We start from the raw sequence: 13718 nt of genomic DNA, 5'->3' as shown, positions 1-13718 counted from the left end.
TCTTCGACCCGCACCCCGCTACGACGTCGGCAAGACCGTCAAACGCGAGCGCACCCTCACCGCCCACCACGACCGCACAGGATAAAGACCAAGCTAAGGGCTTGCAGATCATTAACCCGTGGCTTCAGGCCCTGGGGCTCGTTCTTCTGGTATGGGCGCGCCCTTGCCACAGGGCCGCGTTCGGCCACGCGGTACGCCTGCGGCCCCGACGCCGTCGTGCGTCGGGGCCGTACGTTCGGCGTGTCGCTCCCGATCAGGGGCTCGGCTCGCCGGCCGCGGTCAGGTGAGCCAGGAGTTCAGTGTTGAACGGCTCCCCGATGCGCTGTACCGCTGCGGGCTGCCATCGAACAGAACACGCTTGGCGGAGAGTTGCTCGGCCAGAGCGTCGGCGACGTCCTCGAATCCCGGTGTGCCGCCCCCGGTGACCACCAGCTTGGGGAAGGTGGTGGCGGCCAGTTCGGCGGCCGGGACCCCCGTGAGCCAGGGGCGCTGGTCCCGAGAGGTTGGCCCGGCCGTTCCTGTCCGGCCCACCCCATCGGGTCCGCCGTCGGCACGGGAGCAACCACCCTGGTCTGGCTCCTCGAGGGACGCGTCTCGTGAACACGACCGTCAATGCGGCCGCGTGGTGGGAGGTTCGTCGAGCTTCGATCCGCATCTTCACGTCCTGTGTCAGTGCGACCTCGTAGAGTTCCGGGCTCGTTGTCGACGGAGGAGTGGATCATGCCGGATGAATCGGGTGGCTTACTGGCGATCAGAGGCGACCATGCCGCCCTGCTGGGCGTGTTGTGGGGCAAATCGGCAGGCAAGGCGGGTGGGCGCGTCAATCTGTTGCTGTCGCACCTGCTGGACACGGCCGCCGTGGCGGAGTTGATCTGGGATCGATTCCTGGCTCCGTCGACCCGCCGCACGCTCGACGAGTCCGCGGGTGGGGAGACGAGGGGGAAGCGGCTGTTCTGTTGGTTGTGTGCCGTGCACGATGTCGGCAAGGCGACGCCGCCGTTTCAGCAGATGGATCGCGCGGGTTCTTTGGCCGTGCGGGCAGCCGGTCTCGGATGGCGGAAGGAAGCCGGGCCGAGGCAGTGGAGGCACGATCGGGCGGGTGGGCGCGTGCTGATCGATCGGTTGCGGGCCTCCGGGTGGCGGGATGAGCACGTCGACTGGGTATGGCCGCTGGTGGCCGGGCATCATGGGCTCTTCCCGTCCGCGGGATCTCTCGCCCTGCGGGGAAGCAAGCGCACTCTTCTCAACGGCGACGCACAGTGGGAGGTCGCTCAACGGGCCTTGCTGGAAGTGGTGACCGCCGCGCTCGGATACGGGTCTGTGGACGAGGTCGAACCGCTGCGAGTGCCTTCCCGGGCGACGCAGTTGCAGGTCAGTGGGTTGATCGTCATGGCGGATTGGATCGCCAGCGACGAGAGGCACTTCGTGGGCATCGACGACGTGGCTTCGTTGGGCATGAAGGTCTCGCGCGAGCGCGCCGCCAGGGCCTGGGAGGAGCTGGGGCTCAGGGGCGGCTGGGGTCGTCTACCGCCTCCCGGCGAGGACGTGTTCCGGGAGCGATTCGATGAACAGCCGCGGCCGTCGCAGGCCATGGTGCTGCGGGCCGCGCGTGCGATGCCCGAACCGGGGCTGTTGATCGTCGAGGCTCCGATGGGCGAGGGGAAGACGAAGGCCGCGTTCATCGCGGCGGAGGTCCTGGCCGCCCGGTTCGGTGCGGACGGGGTGTTCATGGGGATGCCGACCCAGGCCACCTGTGATCCGATGTTCGATCGGATGCGTGACTGGTTGCGCGGCATCGATCCGGAGCTCGTGTCCCAAGTCGCCCTCCTGCACGGCAAGAGTAGGTTCAATCCCGAGTGGAAGGCGCAGATCGACGCGGGCGCGGAGCCCCGGGGCAGGCGATTCGCGAGCGTCGACGAGTTCGGCCTCGATTGTTGCGACGATCCCTACCTGGACGGTGGTGGCACCGTTGCCCAAGCGCTCGCCGGCTGGTTCCTCGGTCGCCATCGGGGCCTGTTGGCGCCCTTCGTCGTCGGCACGATCGACCAGTTGTTGTTCGCGGCGACGCGCACGAAGCACGTGATGCTGCGTATGGCCGGGCTCGCGGGCAAGGTCGTCGTTCTCGACGAGGTGCACGCCGCGGACGTGTACATGTCGCAGTTCCTGCAGGAGGCGCTCCGGTGGCTCGGACAGGCCCGCGTCCCGGTCGTGATGTTGTCCGCGACCCTCGCGCCCGCGCAGCGGCACGCGTTGGTGGGCGCCTATCTGGCGGGGGCGGCGTCCCGCACCGAGTGCGACCTGTCCGGCTGGGTCGAACCGCGGGGGTATCCGTGCGCGACGTCGGCCTGGTGGGACGGGGAACGGGCCCGGTTCGGTGTCGACGCCGCGCCCGCGTGGCGCGAGGCGGCCTTGCGGGCGGACGAGTCGCTTCCCGCGGTGCGACTCGAGGTGTTGCCGGAGACGGTGATCGGAAACGACGACGCCCTCGAGGACGCGCGGCGCCGTGCGGACGAGGAGGTCGCGGACCTGTTGGCGGAGCGGCTCGCCGAGGGCGGTTGTGCCCTGGTCATCCGCAACACGATTGCGCGCGCCCAGTCGTTGGCGGAGGTCCTGTACGAGCGGTTCGCAAGGGATGAGGTCGACCTGTTGCACGGCCGGTTGACCGTGCGGGCGCGAGCCGATCGAACGCGGGCAGCCCTGAACGCGCTCGGAGCATCCGCAGGTCGCGTCCGCCCGGCCCGATGGGTACTGGTGGCGACGCAGTTGGCCGAGCAGTCCTTCGACGTCGACGCGGATCTGCTGATCACGGATCTGGCCCCGGTCGACCTGCTGCTGCAGCGAATCGGAAGGCTGCATCGTCACGCCGGTACGGCCCGCCCGCGCGGTCTACGCGAACCCCGCGTCGTGATGACCGGGTTCGCACCCGCCGACGGCGGACCGCCGGACCTGCTCGGGGCCTCCGAGGGCATCTACGGGCGCTGGCCCCTGCTCCGGACCGCGGCGCTCGTTCTCGACGCCGCCGCACACGACGGTTGGCGCGTACCCGCGCAGGTCCCCGAACTCGTCGGCCGTGTCTACAGCGAAACCCACGACGTCGTCCCGGCGGCGTGGCGCTCGGCGGAGGACGAGGCCCGCCTGCGGTGGGCGGACAAAGGGCGCGAGCGCATCGAGGACGCCGAGCAGTACCTGCTGACCCGAACCGGCGAGCACGGGAACACCACCCTCGAGGGGCTGCACTTCGCGGGCGCCCTGGACGGGGGAGAGCGCCGACTCCGAGCCGTCGTACGCGACGGCCGACCCGGCGTCGAGGCCGTCCTGGTCGTTCGGGAACCGGGCGGCGGATACCGTACGCCGGCCGGTCGCGCCCTGTCGGTGAACGGAGACGTCGCCGAGGCGCTGCTCGACGAGGTGCTGGGCGGGACGGTGCGGCTGTCCGCGGGCCAGAGCCGGGCCGCCCAGGAAGAGCTGGAGCCGCTGCCCGGCTGGCGGGGCGACCCCTGGCTGCAGTACAGCCCGGCTCTCGTCCTGGACGCCGAGGGGCGCGCGGAAGTCGGCGGCTACATCCTGCGATACGACGCCGTGCTCGGGCTCGTGGAGGAAAGCTCCCCGGACTTCGCGGGCCGGCCCGAGAGACGGAGGTAGGTGCGGGCCGGGACCGTCCGAAAGGCGACCCCGCCCGCCCCCGCGAACGCGGGGCCCACCCGTCGACCCGACTCGGTGCGAGACACGGACACGGGTCATCCCCGCGATCCGCGCGGGGCCTACGGCGGATTCTCGCATTCCACCCCGTCGCTCCCGCCGAATGTGCCAGGGTTTTTCCGAAACCTCTTTTAGACAAGGACAGTTGGGGGCTATTCAGCATGCCCGCATTCAGCCTGGTCGACGACCCGTGGCTGACCCTCGCCCCGAAGGGTGGAGGCGCGCCCGAACTCCACTCGGGACGCCACGCCCTGATCCACGCCGACGAGTTCGAAGGCCTCGTCGTCGACCTTCCCACCCAGACCCCCGCCCTGCTGCGGCAGTTCCTCCTGCCGATCGTCAGGTCGGCCCTCGATCCGCCCCGCGGCCGCGCCGGGTGGCTCGAACGCTTTCGCGCCGGCGCGTTCGACCAGAACGAGAAGAAGCGGCTGAACACCTACCTGGACACCCATCGCGACCGATTCGACCTCTTCCACCCGAAGCACCCGTTCGCGCAGGTCGCGGGGCTGCGCACGGCCAAGGACGAGACCAAGGGATCCGCGCTGCTGGTCGCGACCGCCGCCACCGGCAACAACGTGCCGCTGTTCGCGTCCCGCACCGAAGGCGACCCCCTGCCCCTCACCCCGGCGGAGGCCGCCCACTGGCTGCTGCACACCCACTGCTGGGACACAGCCGCGATCAAGACCGGCGCCGCCGACGACCCCCGGGCCCGGGCGGGCAAGACGACGGGCAACCCGACGGGTCCCCTCGGGCAACTCGGCGTCGTGACACCGACCGGCCGCACCCTGTACGAGACCCTCCTGCTGAACACCCCGTATCGCACGGGCGCCATCCCCGGCGACAAACCGCAGTGGGAACAACCCCCGGCCGGACACACCTGGAAGACCCGCGCGGCACACGGCCTGTCGGACCTGTGGACCTGGCAGTCCCGCAGGATCCGCCTCATGCCCGAGGAGACGCACGACGGCACGGTCCGGGTCACCCGCGTGATCATCACCGCGGGTGATCGACTCAAGGAAACCCCCGACTTCGAACCGCACACCGCCTGGTCCATCCCCCCGACCGGCAGGAAGTCCCCCCAGGCACCCATGCGTCGCCCGCGTCGCCACCAACCGGGGAAGGCGGCCTGGCGCGGCCTGGACGCCCTCCTGGAAGCGGACGTACGAACGTCCACCGGGCCGGGCAAGACCTCCGCCGGCTTCGAGACCAGCGTCCTGGTGGACCAACTCCGCGACCTCGGCGACGCATTGCCCACCGACCACCCCGTGCAACTGGAGATGACCGGGATCTCGTACGGGACACAATCGGCCGTCGTCGACGACGTCCTCTTCGACGCCATCCCCCTGCCCCTCACCGCACTCGCCGCCGACAGCCCCGCGCGCGACGCCCTGCTCGAAGCCGCCGAACAGGCCGAGGAACTCGCCCGCGCGATCAACCACCTCTCGGCCGACCTGCGCCGGGCCGCGGGCGCCGACCCCATCCCCTGGGACAAGGGCCAACGACCCGGCGAACTGCTCCTGCACGCCCTGGACCCCCTGATGCGTCGCCTGCTCGCCGGCCTGCGCAGCGCCGCAGACGACGCCGACCTCGTCGAACGCGGCCTGCTCGCCTGGGAACAACTCGCCCTGCGGCACGCGCACGACATCGCGGACCGGGTCGTCACCGCCGCCGCGCCGGGCGTGTTCGCCGGCCGCACCGTCGACGACAACGGCCGCGAACGCACCTACCGCCTGGCCACGGCCGACGACAACTTCCGATTCCAGCTCCGACGGACCCTTACCCGGGCCACCGAGACCGCACGCCGCGACACCGCCGCGAACACACACGACGAGGACGAGGATGACGACACCTGACATCGAACGACGCGAACGGTACTGGGACACCCGTATCGGCGTCGACGGCCGTTGGCGCGTCGACCACGCCACCGGATACGTCGGGCCGCCGCCCGGGGCCGACCTCGCGGCGATGCGCACCGGACTGGGACGCGCCCCGGGCGATGCATGGGCCGTGTGGACGTTCAGCGTGTCCGAGGTCGACGAACACCTCGCCCGCCAGGACCGCATGTCCGCCGAACAACGAGCGGAACACGCCGCGCTGGCCCTGTACGGCCTCCACCAGCAGTCGCAATCCACCCCGATGCACAAGTCCGGCGTACGCCCCGGACAAGCCCTGCGCGCCCTGCGGGCCACCGGGAAGTTCAGCGAACAGGCCGTCGACCGACGCGTCGACGCCGCCGCCACCGCCACCCGGGCCGAGGCGCTGCACATCCACCTCCGCGGCCTGGTCACCCAACTCCGCGCCGTCGCCCAACCCCTCGACTACAACACCCTGCTGGAAGACCTGCGCGAATTCGAACATCCGGACGGCCGCCGCCGGGTCCGCAGGCGCTGGGGCCGCGACTACTACGGCTGGAAACCGGACGCCGACCCCACACCGTGACGACCACGCCACCGGACGATTCCCTCGATCCCACCCCGTACGTCCCACCCGTTCCAACCGCTCGAACCGCTCGAACCGCTCGAACCGTTCCACCGAACCCCGGAGAGATCATGACCGCCGCACCGCTGTACATCGACATCCACATCCTGCAGACCGTCCCACCCGCCAACCTCAACCGCGACGACCAGGGCAACCCCAAGGAGGCCTACTTCGGCGGCGTCCGCCGCGCCCGCGTCTCCTCCCAGGCCTGGAAACGCGCCACCCGCATGCAATTCGCCTCCCACCAGCCCGAAGGCGAACAGGGCACCCGCACCAAGCGCATCGCCACCGAACTCGCCACCCGCCTCGCCCGCACCGGCGTCGACGGCGAACAGGCACAACGCCTCGCCACCGCCCTCCTCACCCCCCTGGGCGTCAAGCCCGGCAAGAAGGCCGGCGACACCGCCTACCTACTGTTCTACGGCCACCGCCAAGTGGAGAACATCGTCGACCTCGTCGCCGACCGGGCCACCGACCTCGTCGCACTGGACGACACCGACCTCGTCGACGCCGTGAAGAACCTGCCCGTCGCCGACACACTCCGCACCGGACACCCCATGGACGTCGCCCTGTTCGGCCGCATGGTCGCCGACATCCCCTCCCTCAACGTCGACGCCGCCACCCAGGTCGCCCACGCCCTGTCCACCCACGCCGTCGAACTCGAATTCGACTACTACACCGCCGTCGACGACCAAAACACCGCCGAGGAAACCGGCGCCGGAATGATCGGCACCGTCGGCTTCAACTCCGCCACCCTCTACCGCTACGCCACCATCGGCCTCCACCAACTCGAGGACAACCTCGGCGACACCGACGCCGCCATCGACGCCACACGACTATTCGTCCAGGACTTCGCCCGCGCCGTACCCTCCGGCCACCAGAACACCTTCGCCCACCGCACCCTGCCCAACCTCGTCGCCGTCGCCATCCGCACCGACCAACCCGTCAACCTCGTCTCCGCCTTCGAGGAACCCGTCCCCGGCACCGACGGCATGGCCGCCGACTCCGCGATCCGCCTCGCCGACGAATACGCCCGCGTCACCCAGGCGTGGGGCGGCCCGGAACACATCGACGTGTGCCACACCTTCGACACCAAATCCCCCGCCGGCACACGACTCGCGGAGGTCTTCGGCGACACGAAACCGTTCCCCACCCTGCTCACCGGCCTCACCGCCCGACTCCAGGCCAGGACGAACGCGTGAACACCGACCACCTCGTACTCCTGCTGCGCCTCGCCGGGCCGATGCAGTCCTGGGGAGACCGCAGCGCGTTCAACCGCCGCGAAACCCGCCCCGAACCCACCAAATCAGGCGTCGTCGGACTCCTCGCCGCCGCCGCCGGCCGCCGCCGCGAGGCCGACATCACCGACCTGACCGATCTGCGGCTCGGCGTACGCGTCGACCAGGCCGGATCACTGATGCGCGACTACCACACCGTCAGCGACTACCGCGGGCAACCCTTGCCCCAAGCGGGCGTATCCGCCAAAGGCATCCAGAAGCCGACCTCACCCGCCAAATACACCCACATCACACAACGCTTCTACCTCCAGGACGCCGTCTTCGTCGCCGGCATCGAAGGACCCGCCGACCTGATCACGACACTGGGCACCGCAATCTCCAACCCGGCGTTCCCACTCGCACTCGGCCGCCGCTCGTGCGTACCCACACAACCCGTGAACCTCGGACTGCGCCCAACCGACCTCGAGACCGCACTGATCACCGAGCCCTGGCAGATCGGCGACCACGCCCGCCGACGCCAGGCCCGCAAGGGCCGCCCCGCCACCGTGCAACTGGCCGCGACCCTCGACGACCCCGACGGCGACGACGTCGCACACGACCGCCCCGTCTCCTTCGACCCGCTGCGCCGCGCGTTCACGAGCCGCCGCATCCGCCACGACTGGCTGACCGTTCCGTCCGGATTCGACAACCCGGACCCGGACCGCTCCGCCGGCCACGACCCCTTCGCACTCCTGGACTGGTGACCCTCATGCCCTACCTGTCCCGCGTCCGGCTCAACCCGCTGCGCGGCGAGAGCCGAACGCTGCTGGCGAATCCGCGCGCGATGCACGGCGCCGTCATGGGCGGCGTCGCCGAACGACCCACCGAGGAACGCGTCCTGTGGCGACTGGACACGGACAACCCACGACGGCCGATGCTGTTCGTCCTCACCGAGTCCAAGCCCGACTGGACACACATCGTCGAGCGCGCGGGCTGGCCCGACGCCGACGGCGAACACGCCGCCGTTCGCGACTACACACCGCTCCTCGCACGGATCGCGGTCGGTCGCGAGTTCGCCTTCCGACTCACCGCGAACCCCGTACAGAACACGAGCACACCCCAGGCGCCCTCGACCATCCAGGACAAACGCAAGTCCGAGGGTCACACACGATCCTTCCGCATCGGACACCGCACCGCCGCCGCCCAGACGGCCTGGTTCCTCAAGCGCTGCGAACGCTGGGGATTCACGATCCCGGACGCACGCACGGACCCCGCGGCACCGGGGCTCGACGCCCCGGAAAGCGGCGAGGCCGCACGTGAAGTCCGGATCACCGCACGACAACGCCACTCGTTCGGCAAGAACGGCCGCGGCGAATCTCCGGTGGTCCTGACCACGGCCACGTTCGAGGGACGGCTGGGCGTGACCGACGCCGCCCTGTTCGCGGAAAGACTGGTCGGGGGCATCGGCCCGGGAAAGGCCTACGGCTGCGGCCTGATGACCCTGGCCGCGCTGCCGGAAGGATCCTGAACGTGCCAGACATCTGGTGGAAGGCCCACCCGCACGACCTGCACCGCCTGGTCGATCGCGTCTCCAGCGTCTACGTCGAACGCAGCCACGTCGACCGCGACGACAACGCCGTCGTCGTCATCAACAAACGGGAGACCGTACGCGTCCCGGCCGCGATGATCGCCGTCATGCTGCTCGGACCCGGCACCCGCGTCACCCACCAGGCGATCGCGGTCCTCGCCGATTCCGGCACGGCGGTGTGCTGGGTCGGGGAACGAGGCGTACGGCTGTACGCCACCGGCATCGGCCCCGCACGAGGCGCCGGGCTGTTGCACCGCCAGGCATGGCTGGTGACCCGTCCCAAGGAACGACTCGCCGTCGCCCGCGCGATGTACGGCATGCGATTCCCCGGTGAGGACGTGTCGAAGGCCACGATGCAGGCGCTGCGCGGACGCGAAGGCAGACGAATGCGTGACGTGTACAAGGCCGAATCGGAACGCACCGGAGTGCCGTGGAAGCGCCGCGAATACCGCGCGGGGGACGCCTTCGCGGCCGGCGACGACGTCAACCGGCTGTACTCGGCGGCGAACGCCGCGCTGTACGGCATCAGCCACGCCGTCATCGTGGGCCTGGGCGCGAGCCCGGGCCTGGGCTTCGTCCACACCGGGACGGCAACGTCGTTCGTCCAGGACGTCGCCGACCTCTACAAGGCCGAGTACTCGGTCCCCCTGGCGTTCGACCTCGCGGCCAAGGGCCTCGTCGACGAACGCGACGCACGCGTCGGCCTGCGGGAACTCATCGTCCGCGACAAACTCCTGGGGAGAATCGTCGACGACGTCAAAGCACTGCTGACGCCCCAGGGAGTCGAAATCCCGGACGTCGAGGCCAACGAGCTCTGGGACGATCAGACCGGCACCGTCGCCGGCGGCGTCGACTACGGCAGGGACGACACGCCGGACCTCGTCCGAGAGGCCTCGATGGGAGAGGACCACATCACCATCCTGGGCCCCGACTTCGACGAACCCACCGAAGGCGGGAGACAGTGACGGTCATCGTGCTCATCGCCGCCCCGGAAGGCCTGCGCGGCCACCTCACCCGCTGGATGGTCGAAGTCAATGCCGGCGTCTTCGTCGGCACCCCCAGTCGCCGCGTACGCGACCGCCTCTGGCAACTTCTGACCGAGCGCATCCGGGACGGACAAGCCGTAATGGCCGAACCGGCGAACAACGAACAGGGCTGGGCCGTTCGCACGGCCGGCCGCGATCGCTGGCGACCGACGGACTTCGACGGACTGATCCTGTCGGCACGTCCCGGAAAGTGAAGACATCAACAAACATGGTGGCATGATGCAACTAAATGAAATTCGTGTTACCTGCTGGTAGAAGCCCAGGTCAGGCAGTGTTGGCCCCGCGCTCGCGGGGATCGCTCCAGCTCGGTGCGTTCCGCCTCCGTCATCGGGCAGTTGGCCCCGCGCTCGCGGGGATCGCTCTGGATTCGGGCCCACCGCCGCGCGCCTGCCCGAGTTGGCCCCGCGCTCGCGGGGATCGCTCCACGCACACGCTCGACCATCTGTCGGCCGCGCTGTTGGCCCCGCGCTCGCGGGGATCGCTCCCTGACGGGCGTACTCGCAGCGGACATCACCGAGTTGGCCCCGCGCTCGCGGGGATCGCTCAGTGCAGGTATCGACAGCGTCACATCCGCGCTGGTTGGCCCCGCGCTCGCGGGGATCGCTCCAGCATTTGCGTTTCGTGCGCAGTGCCACCGAGGTTGGCCCCGCGCTCGCGGGGATCGCTCTGGCGCCGTCACGTGGATCGACGTGCTCGCCGCGTTGGCCCCGCGCTCGCGGGGATCGCTCAGCGTCCAGAACCGGCCCAGCCAGTATCGCGGCGTTGGCCCCGCGCTCGCGGGGATCGCTGCCAGCCTCACGAGGGGCGCCGCGCCCGGGGTTGGTTGGCCCCGCGCTCGCGGGGATCGCTCCACGTACAGCCGCACCCACGGATCCAGCGCCGCGTTGGCCCCGCGCTCGCGGGGATCGCTCTCGCGCGGGCTCTTGGGCCTGAGGCCCAGATCTGTGGGCCCCGCGGAGATCGCTCGACGCAGAAGACCGGTGACACCTCCCGGAAGTGGTTGGCCCCGCCTGCGCGGGGCCGACGACGTCGGCCGGATCGGGGCAGGCACCGTGGTGGGAACATCCCCGCGTTCGCGGGGCCGACGGTGAGCCGGGCCTGGGCCGCTACCTTGCCGGAGGAACATCCCCGCGTTCGCGGGGCCGACTCCTGATCATCGACTGAGAGGAACCCATTGAAGGGAACATCCCCGCGTTCGCGGGGCCGAAGCACACATCGAGCCGAGTTCCACGGCGGACACAGGAACATCCCCGCGTTCGCGGGGCCGAAGCTGGATGACCTGGGCGTCTACCAGTGGGTAACGCCCTTTTCGTTCGGTTGCATCTTGCCACTCGCGCGGTGTTCCGTGCGGTGGATCTCTTCGATATTTCACGGGTTGGCTGCGGTCTCAATGCCTCGCGGGCGTGGTGGTCGATCCTCGGGTCGGCCGAGGGTCGCGATGATCAGAACCGACGCCGGTGCCGGATGCTGCCAAACGCAGCCCACTCCGTGCGCAAACTGGCTCCGGGCCGTGTGCCGGCCACGACGGCACCGCAGTTCACTCGGTTCTCGACCCGCCGCCGTACCAGCATGAGTACCGAGCGGCGACCTCCGCTCCTGCAGGACCTTTCTGTACATCGTGGTATAGAGCGAACGCGTGGATGGAGCAATCCCCACGCTCACGGGCCCGGACTCGCTGCCGGGCCGAAGCAGTACCCGGTGATCCTGGCCCGGATGACGCATCGGCACGTGGCGACGGCGCCCGCACCCAACTCGGCAACATGCTGCCCGCGCCCGCGCTGGGGGCGGTGTTGGGGATGTACGAGCACGAGGATCTGCGGGCTGTGGCCACCGAGCGCGGGGTCCACCTGGTCGAGTAGGCGCTGGGCGGCGAGCGGTGGGAACCCCCGACTGTGACACCGCGCCGCCCCTCAGCGCCGGGACGTCAACCGGACACTGCGAAGAACCGAACATCCGCCCGAGAGCGTCCTCTCGGCTTGACATCAAGCCCAGGTACGGATCGACTTCTTCGGGCTTGGGGAGGTTGGGGCACCGGATACGCCTCAGCGGTGTCACTGGGACCTTGCCCAGGCGACCGAGTACGCGCTCCCGGACGGGCCGAGGGCGAAGTCGAGTGATGGAGCGGTATGGATTTCCGTCCGATCGAGCGTGCTTCCGGGGCATTTCAGCAGTCGGTGACGGCCGAGGAGATCCAGGCGATCTGTCGCCGGGTGTTCGGCATCGACGCCCGGGGGTTGTCCGCCGTGGAGTTGGGCGGGGGTATGTACAACAACACCTACGCCGTGTCCCTGGCCGGGCGGGAACCGCCGGTGGTCCTGCGTGTCGCGCCGGAGTCGGAACGGCAGTTCCGTTCCGAGCGTTGGCTGATGCGCAACGAGTACGCCTCGCAACCGTGGCTCGCGGTGATCGCCCCGCTGATGCCGCGGGTGATCGCCGCGGACTGGTCGCACGAGGTGATCGGCCGCGACTACATGGTCCAGAGCCTCCTCGACGGCGTGCCCGTCCCGGACCGCCTGGGCGACTACCCCCGCACGTTGTGGCCGACGCTGTTTCGGCAGATGGGTACGATCGCCAAGGCCGTACACGCCGTGCGCGGCCCGCACTTCGGGCCGGTCTCGGGCCCGGCGCACACCACATGGAGCGCGGCCGTGGTCACATCTTTGGAGGACATCGCCGCCGACGTCGACGGCGTCGGCCTGGACGCCGCAGACCTGCGCAAGGTCGCCGCCGCGGCGGACCGCGACCGGGACGTCCTGGACGAGATCACCGAACCGCGCCTGAACGCCGGTGATTTCTGGACCGTGAACGTCCTGCTGGACGCGACCGCCCCGGAGCCGACGATCACGGGGGTGTTCGATTTCGATCGCACGTGGTGGGGTGATCCCGAGTCCGACTGGACGATCTTCATGGCGGCCAAGAAGCCCGGCACCGAGCGCGACGCGTTCTGGGAGACCTACGGACAGAGGCCGTCATCGGCCGGTGCGGCCCGGCGGTCGTTGTTCTATCTGGCGCGGCACATCGGGGCCATCCGACTGGAGCGGTATCGGTTGGGGAAGGCCGACATGCTGCCGGAGACCTACGAGCAGATGCGGGACGTCCTCGACGAGCTTGTGGCGTGATCGGCTCGCCGAGTCACGCGAAGTGGAGGTTCACGACCGCGCATCGAGGGCGGGTTCCGACTGTGCGGTCCGCAGTTCGGTCGTGAACCGGTGTTGGGGTTGGACGTAGGCGCGCAGGTCCACGTCGTTGAGCAGCACGGGCGCCCGGTTCAGCAGGCAGGCGCCCGCGGCGACGAGGAAGACGCGGGTCGTGGCGTCACTGCCGCGTTTCCTGCGTGGTGCCTGGTAGAGCAGGTATGCCGCCTCCAGCCAGGCGGCCGACGCGACGTTCGGGGTGGCGTGTTCCTGGGCGAGCAGGGCGATGGCGTTGTGGAAGATCGCCGTGCGGTCCGATTCCGCGGCGCTGGCACCGTAGATCAGATGGCCGTCGGTGACGATACGGGAGGTGTCCCCGCCCCGCGCGGCGATCCGGGTGACCATTTCCGCTGCGGCGTGGTGGGCGGCCCGGCCTCGGAGCAGCGACATCCCGTGTGCCGTGTGACCGTTGGGCAACGTGACGCGGTTGCACACCGTGTCCGTGTCTGTGCCCGGTGATGCGGTGAATCGTGCAGCGGCCTGGGCGCCGATGCGG

At 69.9% G+C, this 13718-nt stretch carries 11 protein-coding genes and 2 CRISPR repeat arrays; of the genes, 9 read left to right on the top strand and 2 right to left on the bottom strand.

Annotated features, from left to right (window positions below; translation table 11 throughout):
- Nucleotides 1–279 precede the first annotated feature (279 nt).
- Complete coding sequence (locus ACFXKZ_RS49440) at nt 280–531, bottom strand: hypothetical protein (protein ID WP_380014054.1); 252 nt, start codon at nt 529–531, stop codon at nt 280–282.
- A 189-nt stretch (nt 532–720) separates the two neighbouring features.
- Between ACFXKZ_RS49440 and cas3 the strand changes: the two genes are divergently transcribed.
- From cas3 to ACFXKZ_RS49395, 9 genes are all read left to right on the top strand, one after another.
- On the top strand, nt 721–3642 hold the full coding sequence (gene cas3, locus ACFXKZ_RS49435; RefSeq protein ID WP_380014051.1) for a CRISPR-associated helicase Cas3': 2922 nt from the start codon (nt 721–723) through the stop codon (nt 3640–3642).
- A gap of 218 nt (nt 3643–3860) precedes the next feature.
- Nucleotides 3861–5552: a type I-E CRISPR-associated protein Cse1/CasA gene (gene casA, locus ACFXKZ_RS49430; protein ID WP_380014048.1), complete on the top strand. Its 1692-nt coding sequence runs from the start codon at nt 3861–3863 to the stop codon at nt 5550–5552.
- The gene (casB, locus tag ACFXKZ_RS49425) at nt 5539–6138 is read left to right on the top strand and encodes a type I-E CRISPR-associated protein Cse2/CasB (RefSeq protein ID WP_380014045.1); all 600 of its coding nucleotides are present in this window, start codon (nt 5539–5541) and stop codon (nt 6136–6138) included. The genes casA and casB overlap by 14 nt, the downstream gene beginning before the upstream one ends.
- 110 nt (nt 6139–6248) lie before the next feature.
- Entirely contained in the window at nt 6249–7379 is a 1131-nt protein-coding gene (gene cas7e, locus ACFXKZ_RS49420) for a type I-E CRISPR-associated protein Cas7/Cse4/CasC (RefSeq protein WP_380014042.1), read from the top strand.
- A complete protein-coding gene (cas5e, locus tag ACFXKZ_RS49415) occupies nt 7376–8158 on the top strand; it encodes a type I-E CRISPR-associated protein Cas5/CasD (RefSeq protein ID WP_380014039.1) in 783 nt (260 codons plus the stop codon). Before cas7e ends, cas5e begins: the two co-directional genes overlap by 4 nt.
- A 5-nt stretch (nt 8159–8163) precedes the next feature.
- Entirely contained in the window at nt 8164–8922 is a 759-nt protein-coding gene (cas6e, locus tag ACFXKZ_RS49410; protein ID WP_380014066.1) for a type I-E CRISPR-associated protein Cas6/Cse3/CasE, read from the top strand.
- Nucleotides 8923–8924: 2 nt separating this feature from the next.
- Nucleotides 8925–9947 carry a type I-E CRISPR-associated endonuclease Cas1e gene (gene cas1e, locus ACFXKZ_RS49405; RefSeq protein ID WP_380014036.1) on the top strand — a complete coding sequence of 341 codons (1023 nt, stop codon included), beginning with the start codon at nt 8925–8927 and terminating at the stop codon, nt 9945–9947.
- Nucleotides 9944–10222 (top strand): type I-E CRISPR-associated endoribonuclease Cas2e, encoded by a 279-nt coding sequence (gene cas2e / locus ACFXKZ_RS49400; RefSeq protein ID WP_380014033.1) that lies wholly within the window; start codon nt 9944–9946, stop codon nt 10220–10222. Before cas1e ends, cas2e begins: the two co-directional genes overlap by 4 nt.
- 79 nt (nt 10223–10301) lie before the next feature.
- A CRISPR array of direct repeats spans nt 10302–10939; the repeat unit is 28 nt; unit sequence GTTGGCCCCGCGCTCGCGGGGATCGCTC.
- A gap of 86 nt (nt 10940–11025) precedes the next feature.
- Nucleotides 11026–11299: a CRISPR direct-repeat array (repeat unit 27 nt; unit sequence GGAACATCCCCGCGTTCGCGGGGCCGA).
- 855 nt (nt 11300–12154) lie between these two features.
- Complete coding sequence (locus ACFXKZ_RS49395; protein WP_380014030.1) at nt 12155–13147, top strand: phosphotransferase family protein; 993 nt, start codon at nt 12155–12157, stop codon at nt 13145–13147.
- A 30-nt stretch (nt 13148–13177) separates the two neighbouring features.
- On the opposite strand, the gene ACFXKZ_RS49390 is transcribed toward ACFXKZ_RS49395, so the two are convergent.
- Nucleotides 13178–13612, bottom strand: coding sequence for a hypothetical protein (locus ACFXKZ_RS49390; protein WP_380014027.1), 435 nt, complete (start codon nt 13610–13612; stop codon nt 13178–13180).
- Nucleotides 13613–13718 lie beyond the last annotated feature (106 nt).

It is taken from the genome of Embleya sp. NPDC059237, from assembly GCF_042754105.1.
In the GTDB taxonomy this organism is placed as follows: domain Bacteria; phylum Actinomycetota; class Actinomycetes; order Streptomycetales; family Streptomycetaceae; genus Embleya.
This window is presented reverse-complemented; position numbering and strand designations above follow the sequence as displayed.